Annotated in this window: 23 protein-coding genes; 2 read left to right on the top strand and 21 right to left on the bottom strand. The window is 61.7% G+C overall.

Going from position 1 to position 21,057, the window contains the following annotated elements; translation table 11 throughout:
* Positions 1-37: 37 nt before the first annotated feature.
* The 21 genes from acpS to F759_RS0136475 all read right to left on the bottom strand — a co-directional run bounded on the left by acpS (position 38) and on the right by F759_RS0136475 (position 19,347).
* Positions 38-478 (bottom strand): holo-ACP synthase, encoded by a 441-nt coding sequence (gene acpS / locus F759_RS0136575; protein WP_027804091.1) that lies wholly within the window; start codon positions 476-478, stop codon positions 38-40.
* 15 nt (positions 479-493) lie between these two features.
* Positions 494-1,258, bottom strand: a complete 765-nt coding sequence (gene pdxJ / locus F759_RS0136570) for a pyridoxine 5'-phosphate synthase (protein WP_027804090.1) — start codon at positions 1,256-1,258, stop codon at positions 494-496.
* Positions 1,255-2,172, bottom strand: coding sequence for a DNA repair protein RecO (gene recO, locus F759_RS0136565; protein ID WP_027804089.1), 918 nt, complete (start codon positions 2,170-2,172; stop codon positions 1,255-1,257). Before recO ends, pdxJ begins: the two co-directional genes overlap by 4 nt.
* Positions 2,159-3,058 (bottom strand): GTPase Era, encoded by a 900-nt coding sequence (gene era / locus F759_RS0136560; protein WP_027804088.1) that lies wholly within the window; start codon positions 3,056-3,058, stop codon positions 2,159-2,161. Before era ends, recO begins: the two co-directional genes overlap by 14 nt.
* Before the next feature lie 52 nt (positions 3,059-3,110).
* Positions 3,111-4,511: a ribonuclease III gene (rnc, locus tag F759_RS0136555; protein WP_027804087.1), complete on the bottom strand. Its 1,401-nt coding sequence runs from the start codon at positions 4,509-4,511 to the stop codon at positions 3,111-3,113.
* Positions 4,512-4,693: 182 nt separating this feature from the next.
* The gene (gene lepB / locus F759_RS0136550) at positions 4,694-5,587 is read right to left on the bottom strand and encodes a signal peptidase I (RefSeq protein ID WP_027804086.1); all 894 of its coding nucleotides are present in this window, start codon (positions 5,585-5,587) and stop codon (positions 4,694-4,696) included.
* 18 nt (positions 5,588-5,605) lie between these two features.
* Entirely contained in the window at positions 5,606-7,399 is a 1,794-nt protein-coding gene (gene lepA / locus F759_RS0136545) for a translation elongation factor 4 (RefSeq protein ID WP_027804085.1), read from the bottom strand.
* 258 nt (positions 7,400-7,657) lie between these two features.
* Complete coding sequence (locus tag F759_RS0136540) at positions 7,658-7,921, bottom strand: glutaredoxin family protein (protein ID WP_027804084.1); 264 nt, start codon at positions 7,919-7,921, stop codon at positions 7,658-7,660.
* Entirely contained in the window at positions 7,918-9,426 is a 1,509-nt protein-coding gene (locus F759_RS0136535; protein WP_027804083.1) for a DegQ family serine endoprotease, read from the bottom strand. Before F759_RS0136535 ends, F759_RS0136540 begins: the two co-directional genes overlap by 4 nt.
* A gap of 35 nt (positions 9,427-9,461) precedes the next feature.
* The gene (locus F759_RS0136530) at positions 9,462-10,505 is read right to left on the bottom strand and encodes a MucB/RseB C-terminal domain-containing protein (RefSeq protein ID WP_027804082.1); all 1,044 of its coding nucleotides are present in this window, start codon (positions 10,503-10,505) and stop codon (positions 9,462-9,464) included.
* A gap of 4 nt (positions 10,506-10,509) precedes the next feature.
* A complete protein-coding gene (locus tag F759_RS0136525; RefSeq protein WP_027804081.1) occupies positions 10,510-11,142 on the bottom strand; it encodes a sigma-E factor negative regulatory protein in 633 nt (210 codons plus the stop codon).
* An 82-nt stretch (positions 11,143-11,224) separates the two neighbouring features.
* On the bottom strand, positions 11,225-11,824 hold the full coding sequence (gene rpoE / locus F759_RS0136520; RefSeq protein ID WP_006051939.1) for an RNA polymerase sigma factor RpoE: 600 nt from the start codon (positions 11,822-11,824) through the stop codon (positions 11,225-11,227).
* Between the two features lie 114 nt (positions 11,825-11,938).
* Positions 11,939-12,370 (bottom strand): protein YgfX, encoded by a 432-nt coding sequence (locus tag F759_RS0136515; protein ID WP_322787137.1) that lies wholly within the window; start codon positions 12,368-12,370, stop codon positions 11,939-11,941.
* A gap of 67 nt (positions 12,371-12,437) precedes the next feature.
* Positions 12,438-13,676 carry a beta-ketoacyl-ACP synthase II gene (gene fabF, locus F759_RS0136510; protein ID WP_027804079.1) on the bottom strand — a complete coding sequence of 413 codons (1,239 nt, stop codon included), beginning with the start codon at positions 13,674-13,676 and terminating at the stop codon, positions 12,438-12,440.
* A 231-nt stretch (positions 13,677-13,907) separates the two neighbouring features.
* Positions 13,908-14,147 (bottom strand): acyl carrier protein, encoded by a 240-nt coding sequence (acpP, locus tag F759_RS0136505; protein ID WP_004197638.1) that lies wholly within the window; start codon positions 14,145-14,147, stop codon positions 13,908-13,910.
* A 148-nt stretch (positions 14,148-14,295) separates the two neighbouring features.
* Positions 14,296-15,045, bottom strand: coding sequence for a 3-oxoacyl-ACP reductase FabG (fabG, locus tag F759_RS0136500; protein ID WP_027804078.1), 750 nt, complete (start codon positions 15,043-15,045; stop codon positions 14,296-14,298).
* 71 nt (positions 15,046-15,116) lie between these two features.
* The gene (gene fabD / locus F759_RS0136495) at positions 15,117-16,052 is read right to left on the bottom strand and encodes an ACP S-malonyltransferase (protein WP_027804077.1); all 936 of its coding nucleotides are present in this window, start codon (positions 16,050-16,052) and stop codon (positions 15,117-15,119) included.
* A gap of 101 nt (positions 16,053-16,153) precedes the next feature.
* Complete coding sequence (locus tag F759_RS0136490) at positions 16,154-17,143, bottom strand: beta-ketoacyl-ACP synthase III (RefSeq protein WP_027804076.1); 990 nt, start codon at positions 17,141-17,143, stop codon at positions 16,154-16,156.
* Complete coding sequence (plsX, locus tag F759_RS0136485; RefSeq protein ID WP_027804075.1) at positions 17,143-18,249, bottom strand: phosphate acyltransferase PlsX; 1,107 nt, start codon at positions 18,247-18,249, stop codon at positions 17,143-17,145. Before plsX ends, F759_RS0136490 begins: the two co-directional genes overlap by 1 nt.
* 172 nt (positions 18,250-18,421) lie before the next feature.
* Positions 18,422-18,601: a 50S ribosomal protein L32 gene (rpmF, locus tag F759_RS0136480; RefSeq protein WP_006051932.1), complete on the bottom strand. Its 180-nt coding sequence runs from the start codon at positions 18,599-18,601 to the stop codon at positions 18,422-18,424.
* Positions 18,602-18,702: 101 nt separating this feature from the next.
* Positions 18,703-19,347, bottom strand: coding sequence for a DUF177 domain-containing protein (locus F759_RS0136475; RefSeq protein ID WP_027804074.1), 645 nt, complete (start codon positions 19,345-19,347; stop codon positions 18,703-18,705).
* 323 nt (positions 19,348-19,670) lie between these two features.
* Here F759_RS0136475 and F759_RS0136470 point away from each other — a divergent pair, with 323 nt between their 5' ends.
* A complete protein-coding gene (locus tag F759_RS0136470; RefSeq protein WP_027804073.1) occupies positions 19,671-20,288 on the top strand; it encodes a Maf-like protein in 618 nt (205 codons plus the stop codon).
* Positions 20,285-21,004: an SAM-dependent methyltransferase gene (locus F759_RS0136465; protein ID WP_027804072.1), complete on the top strand. Its 720-nt coding sequence runs from the start codon at positions 20,285-20,287 to the stop codon at positions 21,002-21,004. The genes F759_RS0136470 and F759_RS0136465 overlap by 4 nt, the downstream gene beginning before the upstream one ends.
* The last annotated feature ends 53 nt before the right edge of the window (positions 21,005-21,057 follow it).

Here is a 21,057-nt window from a genome sequence, read left to right as displayed (position 1 = left end):
GGAAAGACGCGACCGCTCGGGCCGCGTTCCCGATTTTTTATTCGGCAGCAGGTCGCGGGTTGGAGCCGTTCGCCTCTTCGGCCTGCGCGCTCTCGGCAATCACGAACGACACCGCGTAGTCGCGCTCGTCGGTGATCGTGACACGCGCCGTGATGCCTCGCGCCTCGAGCCATTCGGCCAACTCGCCGGAAGCGACCACCATCGGTTCGCCGCTCGGCTTGTTGAGCGTTTGCAGAGCGCGCCATGTCATCGGCCAGTGCATGCCGAGGCCGATTGCCTTTGAGAACGCCTCCTTCGCCGAGAATCTCGAAGCGAGAAACGCGAGCCCGCGCGCGGCCGAACGGGCATTGCGCGCGTGATAGACGCGCAGTTCGTCGGGACCGAGCACCTTCTCGGCAAAGCGGCCGTTGGTGCGCGTCATGACCGCCGCCACGCGACTCACCTGAACGATGTCCGTACCGATTCCGTAGATCGCCATATGCAAGCCGGTACGTTACGCGCGTGCGCCGAGACGCGCGGCGACCATGATCGCCTTCATCTCGCGCACCGCGTTGTCCCAGCCCGCGAAAATCGCGTGCGCGACGATCGCATGGCCGATATTCAGCTCGACAATGCCCTCGATTGCCGCGATCTGCTGGACGTTCGTGTAGTGCAGGCCGTGGCCGGCGTTGACCTTGATGCCAAGCGTCGCGCCGAACTCGACCGCACGAACCACGCGCTCGTATTCGCGCTGCTGTTCGGCGGGATCGTGCGCCTCGGCATAACGTCCGGTGTGCAGTTCGATCACCGGCGCGCCGGCCTCGTGTGCGGCGCGAATCTGCGTCTCGTCGGGATCGATGAAAAGCGACACGCGCGAGTTCGCGTCGGCGAGTTGCCTGCACGCGGCGCGCACGGCCTCGAACTGACCGGCCACATCCAGGCCGCCTTCGGTCGTCAATTCCTGGCGCTTTTCCGGCACGAGGCAAACGTCATGCGGCTTTACTTCGCAGGCAATGTCGAGCATCTCCTGAGTGACCGCGCATTCGAGGTTCATCCGCGTTTTCAGGAGCGGACGCAGCGCGCGCACGTCGGCGTCGACGATGTGGCGGCGGTCTTCACGCAGATGCAACGTGATGGCGTCCGCGCCGGCCTCCTCCGCCATCAACGCGGCGCGGATCGGGTCGGGATACGAGGTGCCGCGCGCGTTGCGCAGCGTGGCCACGTGATCGATGTTCACGCCGAGATCGATCACATTCGGCGACGTTAGAAAGAAGCTCATAAGTTCTGCAAGTCGATGAGAATCTGGCGCGTCGCGAGCGGCGTGCCGCCAAGGTAAGTGTTGAGCAGAAAGCGCATCAGCGTTTTGCTTTGTGCCACCGTTTGCGCTCGATGGTAATCGTCCTTTTCCATATCGAGCAAGGTCTGGCCCGCGACCACCGGCCATTGCGCGGGCACATCGTCGCTTGCCTCGCGCACGCCGCGCTCGGGGTCGAACACATAGCGGCGGCTGGCTTCCACCGCTTTGCGCGCAACCGTGCGATCGAGCGCCATCGCGTAACCGGTTTCGCGCAGCAATACGCGCTCGAACGAACGCAGCACCTGCACCGGTGGCTCGTCATGCGCGAGACGCGTCATGGTGACGACGTAGTGATGGAACAGTTGCGGATGGGGATCTTCGCGCGCGCAAAACTTAACGAGCAGTTCGTTCACGTAGAACCCGCACAGCAGCGCGTCGCCCGTCAAAGGCAGCATGCCGCCGACCCATTCCGCGCCGGTTAGCGTGCGCACCTCGCCCCTGCCGGACCACGACAGCGCGAGCGGCTGAAATGTCTGCAACACGCCGCGCAATGCGGAGTGCGGACGCTTCGCGCCTTTCGCCACGAGCGCAAGACGGCCGTGATCGCGCGACAGCACATCGATGATCAGACTCGTCTCGCGATACGGATAGCTATGCAGAACGAAGGCGGGCTGCTCGGCGATCCGGTATTCGGAAGCCGAAGCGGAACTGCGCGACGGCCGGCGAGCAGGCGCCTTGCGCGGCGCATCACCAGGACCAGCGTCGGATGTGCTTTTAGTGGAAGATTTGCGGCTACCGCGAGCCGGCTTTGAAGACTCGCGCGACAGCGCGGCCGGCTCGGCGTCGTCCGGGTCGGTGTCGGAATTCAGCGTGACCCACGCGTCATTCGTACCCATACGCACGAAGTCCCGCTTCGTTGTCGGCCCAGCCGCTCTTCACCTTGATGAAGGTTTCCAGATAGATGGGGCCGTCGAACAGCTTCTCCATGTCGAGGCGCGCCTCGGTGCTGATCTGCTTCAGCTTGGCGCCCTTCTGGCCGATGATCATGGCCTTGTGCGTGTCGCGTTCGACCAGGATCGTCGCGAAAATGCGGCGCAGACGTCCTTCCGTTTCGAACTTGTCGATCAGCACGGTGCTCGTGTACGGCAGTTCGTCGCCGGTCCAACGGAACACTTTTTCGCGCAGAATTTCGGCCGCGAGAAAGCGCTCGCTGCGATCGGTGAGATCGTCTTCGCCGTAAATCGGCGCGCCTTCCGGCAGGTAAGGCTTGACCGTCGCCATCAGACGCTTGATGTCGTCCGGATTTTTGGCCGACAGCGGCACGATCTCGCTGAACTGGCGCAGCGCGCTGACCTGCTGCATGAACGGAAACAGCGAATCTTTATCCGACACGCGATCGAGCTTGTTCGCGATCAGCAGCGTGGGCACCGAAGGCGGAATCAGATCGAGCACTTTCTGATCGTCCGCGCCGAAACGGCCGGCTTCGATCACAAACAGAATCGTATCGACGGAGGTCAGCGTCGACGTCACCGCGCGGTTCAGCGAACGGTTCAGCGCGCCGCTGTGCTTGGTCTGAAAACCGGGCGTGTCGACGAAGATATATTGGACGTCTTCGAGCGTATGGATGCCAGTAATGCGATGGCGCGTGGTCTGCGCCTTGCGCGACGTGATGCTGACTTTCTGGCCGACCAGCGCGTTCATCAGCGTCGATTTGCCGACGTTCGGGCGGCCGACGATCGCGACCATGCCGCAGCGAAAACCAGTGGGAGTGGGAGCGTTCATATTGGGCTACGGCAGGTTCGGATCGACGCGCGGGGCTCGCGCGCCTGGACAATCAATGGCCCGCGTCGGCGACGCGCGTTGGTACCGCGTCGGCTACGCCGGGTTCGTGTTCGGTGGACGCGGCGGCGTTCGTCGCAGGCGACGCTGCTGCCGCGGCGGCGTCGCGGCCGCGATGCGGTTTGTCTATGCCGCGGACGGTGGCGGATTCCGCTGCTTTGGATTCGGCCGCTTTGGGCTCGGCGGGCTTGAGTTCGGCGGGCTTGAATTCGGCGGGCCTGGATTCCGCGGCCTTGGATTCCGTGGCCTTTGGTTCAGCGAGCTTCGATTCGGCGGCGCCGCCGTTGGCAGCTTTCGGTTCGGCCGGCTTGAGCTCAGCCGGCTTGGCGTCCAGCCTGTCCCCAGCTGTTTTTTCCGTGGATTTGTCGCCCGGTTGTGCGGCGGTTTTATCCGCTTTCTCGAATTTATCTGCCTTGTCGGCTTTTTCCAGCCTTTCGCCTTTGTCAGCGCGTTCGACTCTTTCCGGGACGCTGTACTCGACATGCGCCGCGCGAATCACCGCCAACGGCGCAACCGCGACCGCAAGCCCCCCGCGTTCCACTGCCAGCTCTGTCGAGGACGCCGCCCGGGTTTCGCCCCGCACTACTCCGCGTTCGTTCTTGCGATCCGGGCTGCGCAAATCGAGCGCTGTCTGAACCCCCGTCACGCCGGGGACTATTTCAAACTCAGCCTTTTTCGCCGCGCGGGCGCCTTTGGATCGCTTCGATTTTCCGACCACCGCGGGCGCGGCGGCCAGAACCTCATCGAGCGCTTTTTTGGCTGCGGCCTGCTCAGCCGCCCGACGGCTCGCGCCGGAGCCAGACACCTTCACGTCCAGCTTAGGAACCGTACATTCGACTTCGAACTGCTGATTGTGCGCGGCACCATGCGTGGCCACAACGGTGTAGGTCGGCAACGCAATCTTGTGCCCCTGCAGATATTCCTGCAAAAGCGTCTTGGCATCTTTGCCGAGCGTGCGTGGGTCGATGTGATCGAGAATCGGCACGTAAAGGCGCTTGATGACCGTTTGAGCGGCTTCGAAGCCGCCGTCGAGGAACACCGCACCCAGCACCGCTTCGAGCGTGTCAGCAAGGATCGAAGGCCGGCGGAAGCCGCCGCTGCGCAACTCGCCCTCCCCCAACCGCAAGCCTTCCGAGATATTCAGGGCCTGAGCGATCTCGTAGAGCGATTGCTGTTTGACCAGGTTGGCGCGAACGCGGGACAAATCCCCTTCGTCCAGCTTCCCGAAACGTTGGAACAAAAGCGCAGCCACCGCGCAATTCAGAACGGAATCGCCTAGAAACTCGAGCCGTTCGTTGTGCGTGGCACTGTGACTGCGGTGTGTTAAAGCCTGGCGCAGCAATTCCGCATTGCGAAATTCATAGCGCAGACGGCTTTCCAACGGAGATAGGGGCATGGGCAGAGTATAACGCGGGCGCCGGGCCGGGCGAAAACGCGGCCCGGCCGGCGGAAAAAGCGCGGTGAAGCGACGTTACCGGAGTTTCTCGATGTGGCGCGATAGCGCGCTGCCGCTCGTGAGAGCGTTGATTATTGATAAGCGACCTGTGCTCACAGCGCGCCGTACAGTCGATGCAGAACTCACTGGAAAGAGCCGATGCGCTTGAGACTGCTGAAGTTCATCCAGATGAAAAACGCACGGCCGACGATATTCTTGTCCGGTGCGAAGCCCCAGTAACGGCTGTCCGCGCTGTTATCGCGGTTGTCGCCCATCATGAAGTAATTGCCGGGCGGCACTTTGCAAATCACGCCGCGTGCGTTGTATGTGCAGTTGTCTCGATACGGATAATCTTCGGCCCCGACGATAAACGGCGGCACTGCCGGATTGTTCAAAATCGCGTTCTTGCGGCCATCCAGATTTTCCTCGAACTGTTTCGCGTAGCCGAGACGCTCTTCGTCGAGATAATCGGGTAGCGGCGTTTCAGGCACCGGCTTGCCGTTGATCGTCAGTTGCTTGTCCTGATAAGCGACAGTGTCGCCCGGCAAGCCAATCACGCGCTTGATGTAGTCGACCGACTCGTCTTTCGGATAGCGGAACACCACCACGTCGCCGCGCTGAAGCGGGCGGCCTTCGGTGATTTTCGTATTGACGATCGGCAGACGGATACCGTAATCGAATTTATTGACGAGGATGAAGTCGCCCACCAGCAGCGTTGGCACCATCGAGCCGGATGGAATCTTGAACGGCTCGACGACAAACGAGCGCACCACGAAAACCACCAGAATCACCGGGAAAAAGCTCGCGGAATATTCGAGCCACCACGGTTGGCGCAGCTTGTCGTCGCGAAGACGCGCGCGTGTTTGCGCGGCGTTTTCGTCGGCGAAACGCTCGCCGATACGCGCCTGCTGACGGTCGAACTCAGCGACCGCAGCTTCCGCCGCGCGCCGCCGTTGCGGCATGAACACCAGTTTGTCTGCGACCCATGCGACGCCCGTCAAAACGACGAGCACAAAAAGAATCAGCGCAAAATTCATAGAGTTCCGTTGTTCGTCTTATTTGTCTTCGACACGCAAAATGGCGAGGAAAGCCTCTTGCGGAATCTCGACGGACCCCACTTGCTTCATTCGCTTCTTGCCTGCCTTCTGCTTTTCCAGCAGCTTTTTCTTACGTGAAATATCGCCGCCGTAGCATTTTGCCAGCACGTTCTTACGCAATGCTTTAATGTTCTCGCGCGCGATGATATTCGAGCCAATGGTGGCCTGAATCGCAACGTCGTACATCTGGCGCGGAATCAGCTCGCGCATTTTCGCCGCCACTTCGCGGCCGCGATACTGGCTTTGCGAACGGTGCACGATGACCGATAGCGCGTCCACCTTGTCGCCGTTGATCAGCATGTCGACCTTCACGACGTCGGACGCCCGGTATTCCTTGAACTCGTAATCCATCGAAGCGTAACCGCGCGAGATCGACTTCAGACGATCGAAGAAATCGAGCACGACTTCGCCCATCGGAATCTCATAGGTCAACTGCACCTGACGGCCGTGATACTGCATGTTGATCTGGTTGCCGCGTTTTTGCGTACACAGCGTGATGACCGAGCCGACGTAGTCTTGCGGCATGTACAGGTTCACCGTGACGATCGGCTCGCGCACTTCCTCGATCTTCGAAGGCTCCGGCATCTTGGCCGGATTTTCGACCATGATCGTCGTGCCGTCGCGTTGGAGGACTTCGTACACCACGGTCGGAGCCGTAGTGATCAGGTCCATGTCGAACTCGCGTTCGAGACGTTCCTGCACGATCTCCATATGCAGCAGACCGAGGAAGCCGCAACGGAAACCGAAACCCAGCGCCTGCGAAACTTCCGGCTCGTATTGCAGCGATGCGTCGTTCAGCTTCAGCTTTTCGAGCGAGTCGCGCAGCGCGTCGTACTGGTTCGCCTCAACCGGATAGAGACCGGCGAACACCTGCGGCTTCACTTCCTTGAAGCCCGGCAGCGGCTCGGCAGCCGGACGGTTTACCAGCGTGACGGTGTCGCCCACTTTTGCGGCGGCCAATTCCTTGATGCCCGCGATAATGAAACCCACCTGCCCGGCCGACAACGATTCGAGGTTCTTCGACTTCGGCGTGAACACGCCAATGTGTTCGACCGGATACTGCGCGCCGGTCGCCATCATGCGAATCTTGTCCTTCGGGCGAAGCGTGCCGTTGACAATACGCACGAGCATGACGACGCCGACGTAGTTGTCGAACCACGAGTCGATGATCAGCGCCTGCAACGGCGCTTCCGGATCGCCCTTCGGCGACGGCACTTTCGCGATCAGCGCTTCGAGCACGTCTTCGACACCCTGGCCCGTTTTTGCGCTGCAATGCGTGGCGTCGGTTGCGTCGATACCGATCACGTCTTCGATCTCCGCGATCGCGTTCTCGGGGTTCGCAGCCGGCAGATCGATCTTGTTGAGCACCGGAATGACGTCGACGCCGAGTTCGATTGCGGTATAGCAGTTGGCGACTGTTTGCGCCTCCACGCCCTGGCTTGCATCCACAACCAGCAGCGCGCCTTCGCACGCGGACAGCGAGCGGCTGACTTCGTACGAAAAGTCAACGTGGCCCGGCGTGTCGATCATGTTCAGGTTGTAGATCTTGCCGTCGCGAGCGCGATAGCTCAGTGCTGCAGTTTGTGCCTTGATGGTGATGCCGCGTTCGCGCTCGAGATCCATCGAGTCGAGGACCTGCGCTTCCATCTCGCGGTCGGACAAGCCGCCGCAAATCTGGATGATGCGATCGGCGAGCGTCGACTTGCCGTGGTCGATGTGCGCAATGATCGAGAAGTTACGAATATGATCCATTCAGTGCCGATCAAGCAAAAAAGGCGCGCTCGGACAATAGCGGAGCACGCCTTGTAAGTAGGTGAAAAACCTGTCTATTTTAGCCGAAAAGGCCGGCACCCGGCGCATCTTGCAGGGCCTGGATACCGAGACGGCCTGCGAAAGACCGGTGGCCCGGGTCTTGAGCGGATATTTGGCTCGACCTTCGGCTCAATGTTTTGGTCCGGCTTTGGAGTCGCACCGGAAAGCGCGGACGCTCCTTCAAAAAACCCGGCCGGTTCAGGAAGCCGCACCGGCGCGGGCAGCTAACACGCCGCGCACCCGCGATTCGTCGAGACGGTAGTGACAAAGCTCGACGCCGTCGCACAGCAGAACGGGCACGAGTTCGTTGTAGCGGGTTTCGAGCAACGGATCGCTGTCGATATCGACGACGTCTACATGCGCGCCGAACTCGACCAGCAACGGCTCGAGTGCGGCGCGCATGTCGTCGCACAAGTGGCACCACGCGCGCCCATAGAGCGTAAGCGGCGCCCCCTTCGTCATTTCTGTGCGCTACGCGGGCGAATCGGCACGAACTGCGTATTCTCGCCGCGACGCACCAGCAGCGCGACCATCTTCTGCGAGTCCAGATGCGCGGTCAGTTCGTCGAACTGCTTCGCACTCGTGATATCCGTGTCGCCCACGCGCAGGACAATGTCGCCCTTTTGCAGCCCGACGCGTGCGGCCGGACCGTCCACCGCGTCGATCTGCACGCCGTTGCGCAGTTTCAGCGCTTTCAGCTGATCGGCGGGAATGTCGCTGACGGCAAGGCCCAGCGCGTTCGTAGCGCGCTGCTTCGGCGGCTGCGGCTTACGCTGATCGGCTTTTGCACTCTTGTCCGGCTGCATCTCGGCGATCGTGACCGGCAGGTCGCGCGTTTGGCCCTTGCGCCAGACGGTGATGGTCGCCTTCGTGCCCGGCTTCGTATCGCCGACCATGCGCGGCAAGTCCGTCGCGGTATCGACCGAATGACCGTTGAACTTCAGGATGATGTCGCCTGGCTGCACACCCGCCTTGTCTGCCGGACCGCCCGGCTCGACGCTGCTGACGAGGGCGCCCTGCGACTTCGGCAGGCCGAGCGAATCGGCGACGTCTTTGGTCACCTCGCCGATCGCCACCGCGATCCGGCCACGCACCACCTTGCCCGAAGCCTTCAACTGATCGGCCACGCGCATCGCTTCGTCGATCGGAATCGCGAACGAAATGCCCATGAAACCGCCGGTGCGGCTGTAGATCTGCGAGTTGATGCCGATCACTTCGCCCTGCATGTTGATGAGCGGTCCGCCTGAATTGCCCGGATTCACTGCTACATCGGTCTGAATGAACGGCAAATAGTCGCCGGTGTCACGCCCCTTCGCGCTGACGATGCCGGCCGTCACCGTGTTTTCGAGCCCGAACGGCGAACCGATTGCGACCACCCACTCTCCCACGCGAACCTTGTTCGAATCGCCGATGGTGATGGTCGGCAGATTGGCGGCGCTGATCTTCACGACCGCGACGTCAGTCCGGTCGTCCACGCCGATGAGTTTCGCCTTGAATTCGCGCTTGTCTGTGAGCGTGACGTAAATGGTGTCCGCGTCGTCGATGACGTGCGCGTTGGTCATCACGTAGCCGTCCGCCGACAGAATGAAGCCCGAGCCGACGCCGCTGTTCTGTTCGGGGTCGTTGCTGTCCGGCGTATCCTGGCTGCCGCCGCTGCCACCGTTATCGCCGCCGCGCGGCATGCCGGGCGATTGCGGCGATTGCGGCATCGGAATGCCGAAAAAACGCCGGAAAAACTCCGACATGTCGCCGTCGTCCATGCCGGGCGGCAAGCCGCCGCGCGTACCGCTACTTGTCACGCGCGTAGTTGTGCGAATGTTGACGACCGCCGGACCGACCTTGTCGACGAGGTCGGTGAAGTCGGGCAGATTGGCTGCGGGAGCCGCCGACGCCGTATGCGGTGCGAACGGCACACATGCCGCCACCACCGCGGTCGCGAGGAATTTGCGCACCGAGAAAGTCGTCATATCGTATGAAGCCGAGGGATTCAGGATTCGGAGGATTACTTCGGAGCCTTGTATTCTATGGCAGACGCGAATTGCTGCAACGTGGTCTGGGGCACTTCTCCGAGCAGGGTAATCCAGAAGTCGCCGCGCCGCTTGACTAGTACGTGCGTAGCGCCGCTACTGCCCGCGCCTTCCTTACGCGTGTTGTTCTCAACCGGCTCGATGAACACCGAAACAGCGGCGAGACCGTCGGAGAACACGGCCTGATCGACCGGAATGGTCGGCTGGCCTGCTTCGCGCGCCGCCATCGGACGGCGCAATTCGCGGATCTTGCGAAAGCCCGGCACCGCGGAGCCGAACTGCCAGCCTTGCGCGGCCATATCGACCGGTTCGATCGGCGGATGCACCACTGTCCAGCCAGCGGTATTGCGAATGCCGTTGACAATGCCCGCCTTCTCGACGGGCACGCCGATGCGGATTTGCGAGAACGACAGCTGCTCGAGCACCTGGCCGTTCGGATCGAGCGTCTGTGCGCGCAGCAGCAAGCCGGTTCTCTTGTCGGCCCACAGCTTGTAAGCGAAACGGTAGGCGTCTTTCGGATCGAGTTCGATCACCTGGCTTTCGATGCCGGCGACGCGATCGTCGCCGAGCAATTTCGGCTCATACACTGACAAGACCTGCTCGCCGCTCACAGCCAGCAACGCAGGAAACGAGTCCTTGTTCTGGCGCTTCTCGACCACACACAGATGCCGTTCCGGCACGAACGTGTAAAGCTCCTCATTGTGACGGAGCATCTTGCGCGGCTTGCCGTCGAGGCTTTCGAGCTGTTCGAATTCACCGTCTGCACGGGTCGCATAGTGCGCGATCCGCGACGTTTGAACGAAATTGCCCCGCTGATAGACGAACGCGCCCTCGTAGTTCTGTTGCTGCGCGGCCTGATGGATGCGATCGAGCAGATCGGCGGCCGTGCGGCGGGCGACGAGCGGATCGTCGGTTTGTGCAAAGACCCGCGGTGTAGCGGACAACAATACGGCTGCGCAAAACAGGAATGCCGGCAGCCGCCCCCAGATAGTCGTTTTGTTCAACCGCGGAGTCTGCATCAAACTATTGGCCTTGCGTAGAGACTGCAGCAGCGCGAATCAGCGGCATTGAGCCCGGCATGACGGGTTGCTGCGCGAATTGCTGATGAGCTTCCAGATACTGGTCGAGGCTCGCGTCGCGAATGATATTGGCGTCTTGAGCGACCGGCATGACGTTAGCCACTGGCACGGACGCCAAAGCAACCTTCTGCACCGCGTCGCCATGCGAGGAAACCGACGCCACCTGCGTTACGCCCGAACCGCCGGGCACACCTTGCAATTGCGGCACCACGATCCACGTCAAGGTGGCAGCCGCGGCAGCCACTGCGAAAGCTGGCACGACGCGCCGGCGCAGGCCCAACAGTCGGCGCGCAAGCGGCATGGCGGCGGGTGCGAGCAAGTGCGGCTCGCTTTCGAAGCGCGCCGCGAATCCCCTCAGGAATGCGCCGCTCGTCGCCGAACTGACCGCGAGATCGTCGGAACGCAATGCGTCGCCGATCAGGTGATAACTGGACCACGCGGCACGATCTTCGCCGTCGAGCCCCGACAGAAATTTGTCCAGATTCAGATGCTCTTCGCCGGACAACTCCCCGTCGACAAAAGCGGACAGACGCTCGCCGCGCGAGCTGACTTGCGATTGCATCGAGACCGACCCCATGATGCTCCCCATCTTACAAGACCCCGTAGTGACACCACTAATCCAGATATTGCACCCGCGTCCCGTCCGGCGCGCCGGTGACTTACCAGCGCTTGCCTTCGGGTGTGTCAAGCAACGGACGCAATTTTGCCGCAATGGCTTCGCGAGCGCGGAAAATTCGTGATCTGACGGTGCCGATCGGGCAGCCCATCATCTCCGCGATTTCCTCGTAGCTCAAACCTTCAATTTCACGAAGAGTAATGGCGGTACGTAGCTCTTCCGGTAAAACCGCCATCGCAGCGTTGACCGTCTCGGCGATCTGCTTGCTCATCAACATCGACTCAGGCGTGTTGATATCCCTTAGTTGGTCCGCGTCCGAGAAAGTTTCAGCTTCTTCAGCATCTGCTTCGGTCGACGTCGGCGCGCGCCTGCCCTGGGTCGCAAGGTAGTTCTTTGCCGTGTTGACCGCAATACGGTACAACCACGTATAAAAAGCCGATTCGCCCCGAAATTGCGGCAACGCCCGGTAGGCTTTGATAAAAGCGTCTTGCGCAACGTCTTCCACCTCAGCCGGGTCGCGCACGAGGCGGGAGATCAGCCGGAGAATTTTGCGGTGGTATTTGGAGACCAGAAGCTCGAACGCTGCCTTGTCGCCCTTCTGGACGCGCTCGACCAACACCTGATCAATTTCTTTTTCGCTCACCTGATAAATCCGTTAACTATAGGGCGCATGACGGGGCACCATTGTAGCGTCCCCCTCGACGAGGCACGTTACCGAGGTAATAGTGCGCGGTAACAGCAGTTACAGTCGTTACAGTCACGCGCCGGCGCTGCGCCGGCCGCGCACCGCCAGTTCGCGAAAAACGGCTGCCGGGACGGTGTCGGCGGGAACCAGCAGCGTGTGCTGGCGGCCTGTATCGGGTGTCAGTGTGAGCACGAGCAAACGGTCGCTCCAGTGCGCGCAGCCGGCGATGCGGCCATGTACCAGCGGATTGCCGGCCCGACCCCACGCAGTGAGACTCTCGCGGCCCATTTTCAATGCCGCAGGCCGCGCCCGGTCGTGCCTCACCGCACAAAGCGCGAGCAATGCAAAAGCGGCAAGCGCCAACGGAACCGCCTGCCACGCACCCAGCCACGACGCCATGCAGTTGTAAACCGCGCACGAAGCCGTCGCCACGCAAGTAGCGAGCGCAACGCGCATCGCGAGGGAGCACCGCAGCGCAATCTGCTGCGGTGCTCCCTCGGACATGGCTGTTTCAAGGGAAAGCGCCGGCAAAACCGGCGCAGTCGGCTGGCGCGTCACCCGTTGCGAAGGATCAGGCGCGCTTGAAGACGAGCGTGCCGTTCGTGCCGCCGAACCCGAACGAGTTCTTCAACGCGACGTCGATCTTCATCTGCCGTGCAGTGTTGGCACAGTAGTCCAGATCGCACTCAGGATCCTGGTTGAAGATGTTGATCGTGGGCGGCGAGACCTGATGGTGGACAGCCAGCACGGTGAACACGGACTCGAGACCGCCGGCGCCACCGAGCAGGTGACCCGTCATCGACTTGGTCGAATTCACAACGATGTCTTTCGCGTGATCGCCGAAAGCGCGCTTGATGCCGGTCGTCTCAGCCAGATCGCCGAGCGGCGTGGACGTGCCGTGCGCGTTCAGGTAATTCACCTGATCGGCGTTGATGCCCGCGTTCTTCATGGCCGCGAGCATGCAGCGGCGCGCGCCGTCGCCGTCTTCCAACGGCGCGGTCATGTGATAGGCGTCGCCGCTCATCCCATAGCCGCCGACTTCGGCGTAAATCTTCGCACCGCGAGCCTTCGCGTGCTCATACTCTTCGAGCACCATCACGCCGGCGCCTTCGCCGAGCACGAAACCGTCGCGATCCTTGTCCCACGGACGGCTCGCCGTCGCCGGGTCGTCATTGCGTTGCGACAGCGCACGCGCCGCCGCAAAGCCGCCGATACCGAGCGGCGACACGGTGGATTCTGCACCGCCCGCGATCATCACATCTGCGTCGCCGTATTCGATCAGGCGCGAAGCCTCGCCAATACAGTGCAGCCCCGTCGTACACGCGGTGACGATGGCGAGATTCGGACCCTTGATGCCGAACTTGATCGACAGATGGCCCGAGATCATGTTGATGATCGACGCCGGCACGAAGAACGGCGAGATGCGGCGAGGGCCGCGATTGAGCAGTTCGGTTTGCGTGACTTCGATCATCGGCAGACCGCCGATGCCGGAGCCGACCACGACGCCGATACGCTCCGAATTCTCGTCGGTGACTTCAAGGCCGCTGTCCTGCATCGCCTGGATGCCTGCAGCCACGCCGTAATGGATGAACGTATCCATGTGGCGCGCTTCCTTACCGGGGATGTAGTCCTCGATATTGAAGCCCTTCACCTCGCCGGCGAAACGAGTCGAGAAGTTCGACGCGTCGAACTTCGTGATATTGGCAATACCCGACTTGCCGGCGACCAGATTGGCCCAGCCGTCGGCAACATTATTGCCAACAGGCGAAATCAGCCCCAGGCCTGTAACAACAACACGACGGCGGCTCACGGTAACCCCTTTTTCATAGATGACAAAAGCAAAAGCCACAGCGGCCACAGGAACCTGCCCTGTGCACCCTGTGGCTGTTAAGTCGGCAATCGCGCTGAAAAATGCGCTGTCAACATCGCTGGCTCCTGCACGGCACACCTCGCAGCAAAAAATGGCAACCCCGCGGGCGTCGGCAACCGACACGGCAGGGCGTCATACGCCGCGAACGCAGAAACGCAGGCGCGAATGACCTTAGGCCTTGACGTTCGCGCGAGCGTAGTCGATCGCTTGCTGAACGGTGGTGATCTTCTCGGCTTCTTCATCCGGAATTTCCATGCCGAATTCGTCTTCGAGGGCCATCACGAGTTCAACCGTGTCCAGCGAGTCGGCGCCGAGGTCGTTCACGAACGAAGCTTCGTTCTTGATTTCAGCTTCGGCCACGCCCAGTTGTTCTGCGACGATCTTCTTGACGCGCTGTTCGATATTGTCCATTACCCCTCCAAGGGAAAGAAGTTCAAAAATACAGGTGCGCGCATTTTATCAGGTTTGACCCGGCAAAAAAGCGGCGCATCAGGTTGCTGTCAAGGCACGCCTTACGCATTTGCAAACGCATCAAGGCGCGGATAGTAACCGAATTTGGTTACGACATGTACATTCCGCCGTTCACATGCATCGTCGTGCCGGTGATGTAACCGGCTTGCGGCGACGCGAGGAATGCGACAGCGTGTGCGATATCTTCCGGGCTGCCGAGACGGCCCAGCGGAATCTGTGTTTTCAGCGCGGTTTGCTGCTCTTCCGGCAACGTGCGCGTCATGTCCGTATCGATGAAACCAGGCGCGACGCAATTCACCGTAATGCCGCGGCTGCCGATCTCGCGTGCGAGGGCGCGCGTCATGCCTGCCACGCCCGCTTTCGCCGCGGCATAGTTGATCTGCCCCGGGTTGCCCGCCGAGCCGACCACCGACGTGATATTGATGATGCGCCCGCCCTTCGCCTTCATCATCGGACGCAACACCGCGCGCGACAGACGGAACACCGACTTGAGATTCGTGTCGACCACTGCATCCCAGTCGTCGTCCTTCATGCGCATCGCGAGTTGGTCTTGCGTAATGCCCGCGTTGTTCACGAGTACGTGCAGCGCGCCGAATTCCTTCACCGTGCCGTCGATCAGCGCTTCCGCAGCAGCCGCATCGTTCACATCGAGCACCGCGCCGCGGCCACTCACGCCGGCCGCGTTAAACGCTTCGCTGATCGCCGCCGCGCCGCTTTCGCTGGTCGCCGTGCCGATCACCGTTGCGCCCTGGCGCGCGAGTTCCATCGCGATGGCGCGGCCAATGCCGCGCGAGGCGCCGGTTACGATTGCGATCTGCTTGTCGAGATTCTTTTCCATCTGTCGGTCCGAATGCCCTTCGGAGGGCTGATTGATTGCTGATGCCTGTTGCTGTCTTTGCGATGCAGCGCTCAGCCTGCCGTTACGAGCTTGAGCGTTTCTTCGAGCGAAGCGGGATCGAACACGGACGCGCCGACCAGATTGCCGTCGATACGCTTCGTCAGGCCCGCAAGGACCTTGCCCGGCCCACATTCGATGACGTGCGTAACACCCTGAGCCGCCATCGCCTGCACGCTTTCGACCCAGCGCACCGCACCGGCCGCCTGGCGCACGAGCGCATCTTTGATCTGCGCCGGTTCGTTGACAATGGCGACGTCCACATTGTTAATGACGGGGATCGACGGCACCTGAACGTTGACGCTCGCCAGATACTCGCGCAGTTGATCCGACGCGGGCTTCAGCAGCGATGAGTGAAACGGTGCGGAAACCGGCAGCGGCAACGCGCGCTTTGCGCCCTTTGCTTTCGCCACTTCGCACGCCTTTTCGACTGCTGCCTTGTGGCCAGCGATCACGACTTGCGCCGGCGCATTGAAATTGACCGCTTCGACGACGCCCGTCGCCGACGCTTCCGCGCAAACGGCGCGCACGGTGTCGTCGTCCAGACCGAGAATCGCCGCCATGCCGCCTTCACCGACCGGCACCGCCGTTTGCATCGCCTGGGCGCGAAAACGCACGAGCGGCACGGCATCGCGAAACGCGATTGCGCCGGCCGCGACGAGCGCCGTGTATTCGCCGAGGCTATGGCCCGCAACGAGCGCCGGCGCGTGGCCGCCCGCTTGCTGCCACGCGCGGTAGATCGCGTAGGCCGCCGTCAGCATGACCGGCTGTGTGTTCGTGGTGAGATTCAGATCTTCGGCCGGACCTTCGGCGATTAGCTTGCCGAGGTCCTGATTGAGCGCGTCGGACGCTTCCTGAACCGTCTCGCGCACAATCGCGTGGTCGGCGAAAGCGTTGAGCATGCCGACCGATTGCGAACCCTGTCCGGGAAAAACGAACGCAAATTTCATATCGTCCCCAAAATCGACTTAGTTGGATGTGAGGTGGGCGCAACTGAAAAGCACGCGGCGCGCGGGCGTGCTGAACCGCGCCCTTCGAAGTCAGCCTGCTGTCAGTAGCGGATGACCGACGCGCCCCACGTGAAGCCGCCGCCGACGCCTTCGATCAGCACATTCTGGCCGCGCTTGATTCGACCGTCGCGAACCGCGACGTCGAGTGCAAGCGGAATGGACGCAGCCGACGTATTGCCGTGCTCGCCCACCGTGACGACCATGCGTTCCTGCGGCAAGCCGAGCTTGCGGCAGGTGCTCTGCATGATGCGGATGTTGGCCTGATGCGGAATCAGCCAGTCGATCTGGTCAGCCGAAAGATTCGCTTTTTCAAGCGCCTCGACCGCGACCTTCTCGAGCACGTTGACGGCCAACTTGAACACGGCTTGCCCGTCCATATGCAGGAAGGCGCTGCCGGCCACCACGCCGCCGTTCACATTGCCTGGCGTGCAGAGAATGCTCGAATGACTGCCGTCGGCGTGCAATGCGCTTGCCAGCACGCCCGGTTCTTCCGACGCCTGCAGGATCACCGCGCCCGCGCCGTCGCCGAACAGCACGCAGGTGGTGCGGTCGTTGAAATCGAGAATGCGCGAGAAAGTCTCCGCGCCGATGACAAGCGCGGTGCGATGCTGGCCGCCGCGAATCAGACTGTCCGCCATAGCCACCGCGTAAGCGAAACCGGAGCAAACGGCCTGCACGTCGAAAGCCGCGCCGTGGTTCTTGATACCGAGCTTGTTTTGCAAGAGGCACGCCGTACTCGGGAACACGAAGTCCGGCGTGGACGTAGCAACAATGATCAGATCGATGGATTGCGGGTCGATGTCCGCCGCCTCGATCGCACGCAGCGACGCGAACTGCGCGAGGTCGCTGGTCGTGACATCGGGATCCGCGAAGTGACGTGCATGAATACCCGTGCGGGCCACGATCCATTCGTCGCTCGTTTCGACGCCTTGCTTCGCCAGACGCTCAGCGAGATCCTGATTGGTGACGCGCGCGGGCGGCAGATAGCTGCCGGTTCCGATAACGCGGGAATAAATTGTCGATTGAGCCATTATGCCTTCGAGGATTGCGCAGCGTAGGGCTCGGCCGGCTGGCCTGCGATGGGGCTTGCGTGACCCGCACCGCTTGCGTCGCGCGCTGCCTGTTCAAGAGAACCGGCGTTCTCTTCCATCGCTTGCGCAAGGCGCTCCAGCACGCCGTTTTTGACGGCATCATACCCGCGTTTGATAGCCCACTCAAACGCGTAGGCATCCGCGGAACCGTGGCTTTTGATCACCAGTCCGCGCAGCCCAAGCAACGCGGCACCATTGTATTGCCGATGATCGACGCGCTTCTTGAAGCGCATCAATACGGGCAACGCGAGCACCGCCATCACCTTGGTGAGCCACGAACGGCCGAACTCTTCCTTGATGATGTTCGACAGCATCTGCGCGAGACCTTCAGAAGTCTTCAGCGCCACGTTACCGACGAAACCATCGCACACGATCACGTCGACCGTGCCCTTGAAGATGTCATTGCCTTCCACATTGCCGTGAAAATTGAGCGTGCTGGCCCGCAGCAATTCACCGGCGCGTTTGATGGTGTCGTTGCCTTTGATGACTTCTTCGCCGATATTCAGGAGCCCGATGGTGGGCCGCTCGCGGCCCTCGAGCGCGGACACGAGCGCGTGCCCCATCTCCGCAAACTGCAGCAGATGCTGCGGTTCGCAATCGACGTTGGCGCCCAGGTCGAGCATCATCGTGTAGCCGTTGGGATTCGGCAAGGCGGACGCAATGGCCGGGCGTTCGATACCCGACAGCGTTTTCAGCACGTAACGCGATACCGCCATCAGTGCGCCGGTGTTGCCGGCGGAAATGCAGGCTTGCGCCTCGCCTTCCTTGACGCGATTCAGCGCCACGCGCATGGATGAATCTTTTTTCTTGCGCAGCGCGACTTCGACCGGATCGTCCATAGCGACGATCTCGGAAGCGGATACCACCGTCAGCGCCGGCAGGTCCTGAGCCTTCAACTTCTTCAGCTGCGCACGAATCGCACTTTCAATGCCGACGAGCAGCAGTTGCGCGTCGGGATGCGAACGAACGAAGTTGACGGCAGCGGGAACGGTCACGGACGGGCCGTGGTCGCCTCCCATGCAATCTATCGTGAGCTTTACTGTCATGGAGTGCGGCGAATTTCAGGCGCTCTGCGTGGGATCGCAGTAAGCGCTGAAGCTGCAACTGCGATCGACACAAAAAAGCGGCAATCGAATGCCGCCTTTTTGCCGAGCCAGGAAAATGTCAAGCGAGCTGATCGCCACGCGGAACGCCGTTGGGCGCAACGCAGTGAGACGATTAGTCGTTCTTCGTCTTGACGACTTTCTTGCCGCGATAGTAGCCATTCGGGCTAACGTGATGACGCAGATGCACTTCGCCCGTGCTCGGTTCCACGGCCAGCGGCGCTGCCGTCAGGAAATCGTGCGAACGGTGCATGCCGCGCTTCGACGGTGACTTCTTATTTTGTTGAACTGCCATGACTAACTCCTAAAAATTTTCCGAATTCTAACACAGCCCGACCCGGTGTCCGCCATTGGCCGAATGGCCAATGCGCCCGCATCGCGCTCCCATGCAACTGTTCAATGCTTCTTGTCGCCCGGCTCACCGAGCTTGAGACTTTCGAGCGCCGCAAACGGATTCGGCCGCTCGGGCTCACCGCCTTCGCCCGCTTCGTCCACCGCAGCTTCGTCGCCCTCGCCTTCGGCACCGGCCACGCCCGAGACGAGACTCTCGTGCACCTCGGGACAAACCTCGTGCTTGGGCACGAGCGGCAAGGAAAGCAGCAACTCTTCTTCGATCAAGTCGACGAGATCGAACTGGCGCGAGCCCACGATCACTTCGACTTCATCCTCGTCGAGCGGAAACTCTTCGGCTTCCGCCTCAGTGTTGACGATCCGGTAGGTTGCGTCGACGTTGAACGGCTGCGAATACGGTGTCATGCACCGCTGACATTCGAGCCATGCAGCGCCGTGAATCGCCAACCTCAAATAAGGTTGAGGGCCCTCGGTGCCGTCGCCCTGCAATTCCGACTGCGTCGCCCCTTCGGCTTGCCAGGTGAACGCGGTGTCGCGCTCTGGCGCTTCTGCCGGGACTTCGTTTAACATGCGCGGCAGTTGCGAGACGCGCACGACACCCGCGGCCTGCCGCCCACTCCGCGCAAATTCGAACAGATCGAATTCATGCGGGTCGGACAGACCTGCAGGTTTGCCAGGATGTTGAGTCATGTGCGCTCCTGCGTCGGCAATGATTTCGCCGGTTAAGTCACGACTATGTCACGGAATAGATCAGTCTGCGAGAAGCCCGCGAAACTTCAGCGATATGCCATTGCATTGCCACTAGACTGCACGATTGCGGCAACACCGCAGCCACGCCCGAACAACACCCGCAACAACCTTCCGGCTCACACCGAGGCCCGCCTGACGCAAGCATACCGATGAAAAGCCCAAAATCATATCCGTTTTGTCTTTTCGAGTCAAACACTTAAGCCCGTACTAGCGCGGCTTGCGCGCAACTTCGTACGCCCCGCCCTTCCAGCCGTTGATCGACCATGCCAGATTCCCCCAAAAGCCCGCCACGCCTGATTCTGGCGTCGAGTTCGCCGTATCGCCGCGATCTGCTCGAACGCCTGCGCATTCCATTCGATGTGGCGGTGCCCGCGATCGACGAAACTCCGCGCGCCGGTGAAACGCCCGACGCCACCGCGTTGAGGCTCGCCGAGGCAAAGGCACGAGCGGTGGCTGAAGCGCTTTGCGCCGATGAGGCCGTCCTCGTAATAGGCTCCGACCAGGTCGCCACTTACGACGGCCTACAGATCGGCAAACCGGGCACTCACGACAAGGCGCTCGCCCAATTGCAGGCCATGCGCGGCCGCGAGGTGCTGTTTCATAGTGCGCTGTGTCTGTTCGACAGCCGCTCGCGAACCGCTCAGAGCGTCGACGTGATTACCCGCGTGCGATTCCGCGAACTGCCGGATGCGGCGCTCGAAGCCTATCTGCTCGCCGAAACGCCATACGACGTCGCCGGCAGCGCCAAATCGGAAGGCCTCGGCATTGCGCTGCTCCAGGCGATCCATTCCGACGATCCGACTGCGCTCGTCGGCCTGCCGCTAATAACACTGTCGAACATGCTGCTAACAGCGGGCTATCCGCTATTGGGGGCGCCATGAACGGCACGCTCTATCTGATCCCGAACACGCTGGGCGAAGGCGACGCGGAGGCGCTCGACGCCGTGCTGCCCGCCCCCGTGCGCGCCCGAGCCGCGGCGCTTCGGTACTACATCGGCGAAAACGCGAAAACCACGCGAGCATTCCTGAAGAAAGTCGGCACTGAGCGGCCCATTCAGGAAATCGAGATCCGCGAACTGAACATCAACACGCCGGCCGGCGAGATCGATAAACTGCTTGCGCCGATTCTGGCCGGCACGGACGCTGGCCTCGTATCGGAAGCCGGTTGTCCGGCGGTAGCCGATCCGGGCGCGCTGCTGGTGCGCCGGGCGCACGAACGCGGCGTCAAGGTCGTGCCGTTCGTGGGGCCGAGCTCGATTCTGCTCGCGCTAATGGCGTCCGGGCTCAATGGCCAAAGTTTCGCGTTCCACGGTTATCTGCCGGTCGACGCTATCGAGCGCGCCAGGCGCCTGCGCGATCTCGAACTGCAATCGCGCAAGGACAAGCAGACGCAGATCTTCATTGAGACGCCGTACCGCAACCGCGCGCTGCTGGACACGTTGCTCGCAACCTGCGCGCCGTCGACACTTGTTTGCGTCGCGGTGGATTTGACGCTGGGCGGCGAAACCATTCGCAGTCACACGGTAGCTGACTGGAAGAAGAAACCGGCGCTCGACCTGCACAAGCGGCCGGCAATCTTCCTGATACTGGCGGCCTGAGCGCCAACGGCTCCCGGCCGTTTCGATGCAAACAAAAAGCCCCGCGCGGTCTG

This window comes from Paraburkholderia dilworthii (assembly GCF_000472525.1).
GTDB lineage: Bacteria > Pseudomonadota > Gammaproteobacteria > Burkholderiales > Burkholderiaceae > Paraburkholderia > Paraburkholderia dilworthii.
Note: the sequence above shows the minus strand (reverse complement) of the source record. Positions and strands in the feature narration are given on the sequence as shown.

What these genes read in the sequence shown, in the direction of transcription:
- acpS (WP_027804091.1), bottom strand. Translation starts at nt 478, where the DNA reads ATGGCGATCTACGGAATCGGTACGGACATCGTTCAGGTGAGTCGCGTG.
- pdxJ (WP_027804090.1), bottom strand. Translation starts at nt 1,258, where the DNA reads ATGAGCTTCTTTCTAACGTCGCCGAATGTGATCGATCTCGGCGTGAAC.
- recO (WP_027804089.1), bottom strand. Translation starts at nt 2,172, where the DNA reads ATGGGTACGAATGACGCGTGGGTCACGCTGAATTCCGACACCGACCCG.
- era (WP_027804088.1), bottom strand. Translation starts at nt 3,058, where the DNA reads ATGAACGCTCCCACTCCCACTGGTTTTCGCTGCGGCATGGTCGCGATC.
- rnc (WP_027804087.1), bottom strand. Translation starts at nt 4,511, where the DNA reads ATGCCCCTATCTCCGTTGGAAAGCCGTCTGCGCTATGAATTTCGCAAT.
- lepB (WP_027804086.1), bottom strand. Translation starts at nt 5,587, where the DNA reads ATGAATTTTGCGCTGATTCTTTTTGTGCTCGTCGTTTTGACGGGCGTC.
- lepA (WP_027804085.1), bottom strand. Translation starts at nt 7,399, where the DNA reads ATGGATCATATTCGTAACTTCTCGATCATTGCGCACATCGACCACGGC.
- F759_RS0136540 (WP_027804084.1), bottom strand. Translation starts at nt 7,921, where the DNA reads ATGACGAAGGGGGCGCCGCTTACGCTCTATGGGCGCGCGTGGTGCCAC.
- F759_RS0136535 (WP_027804083.1), bottom strand. Translation starts at nt 9,426, where the DNA reads ATGACGACTTTCTCGGTGCGCAAATTCCTCGCGACCGCGGTGGTGGCG.
- F759_RS0136530 (WP_027804082.1), bottom strand. Translation starts at nt 10,505, where the DNA reads ATGCAGACTCCGCGGTTGAACAAAACGACTATCTGGGGGCGGCTGCCG.
- F759_RS0136525 (WP_027804081.1), bottom strand. Translation starts at nt 11,142, where the DNA reads ATGGGGTCGGTCTCGATGCAATCGCAAGTCAGCTCGCGCGGCGAGCGT.
- F759_RS0136515 (WP_322787137.1), bottom strand. Translation starts at nt 12,370, where the DNA reads ATGTCCGAGGGAGCACCGCAGCAGATTGCGCTGCGGTGCTCCCTCGCG.
- acpP (WP_004197638.1), bottom strand. Translation starts at nt 14,147, where the DNA reads ATGGACAATATCGAACAGCGCGTCAAGAAGATCGTCGCAGAACAACTG.
- fabG (WP_027804078.1), bottom strand. Translation starts at nt 15,045, where the DNA reads ATGGAAAAGAATCTCGACAAGCAGATCGCAATCGTAACCGGCGCCTCG.
- fabD (WP_027804077.1), bottom strand. Translation starts at nt 16,052, where the DNA reads ATGAAATTTGCGTTCGTTTTTCCCGGACAGGGTTCGCAATCGGTCGGC.
- F759_RS0136490 (WP_027804076.1), bottom strand. Translation starts at nt 17,143, where the DNA reads ATGGCTCAATCGACAATTTATTCCCGCGTTATCGGAACCGGCAGCTAT.
- plsX (WP_027804075.1), bottom strand. Translation starts at nt 18,249, where the DNA reads ATGACAGTAAAGCTCACGATAGATTGCATGGGAGGCGACCACGGCCCG.
- rpmF (WP_006051932.1), bottom strand. Translation starts at nt 18,601, where the DNA reads ATGGCAGTTCAACAAAATAAGAAGTCACCGTCGAAGCGCGGCATGCAC.
- F759_RS0136475 (WP_027804074.1), bottom strand. Translation starts at nt 19,347, where the DNA reads ATGACTCAACATCCTGGCAAACCTGCAGGTCTGTCCGACCCGCATGAA.
- F759_RS0136470 (WP_027804073.1), top strand. Translation starts at nt 19,671, where the DNA reads ATGCCAGATTCCCCCAAAAGCCCGCCACGCCTGATTCTGGCGTCGAGT.
- F759_RS0136465 (WP_027804072.1), top strand. Translation starts at nt 20,285, where the DNA reads ATGAACGGCACGCTCTATCTGATCCCGAACACGCTGGGCGAAGGCGAC.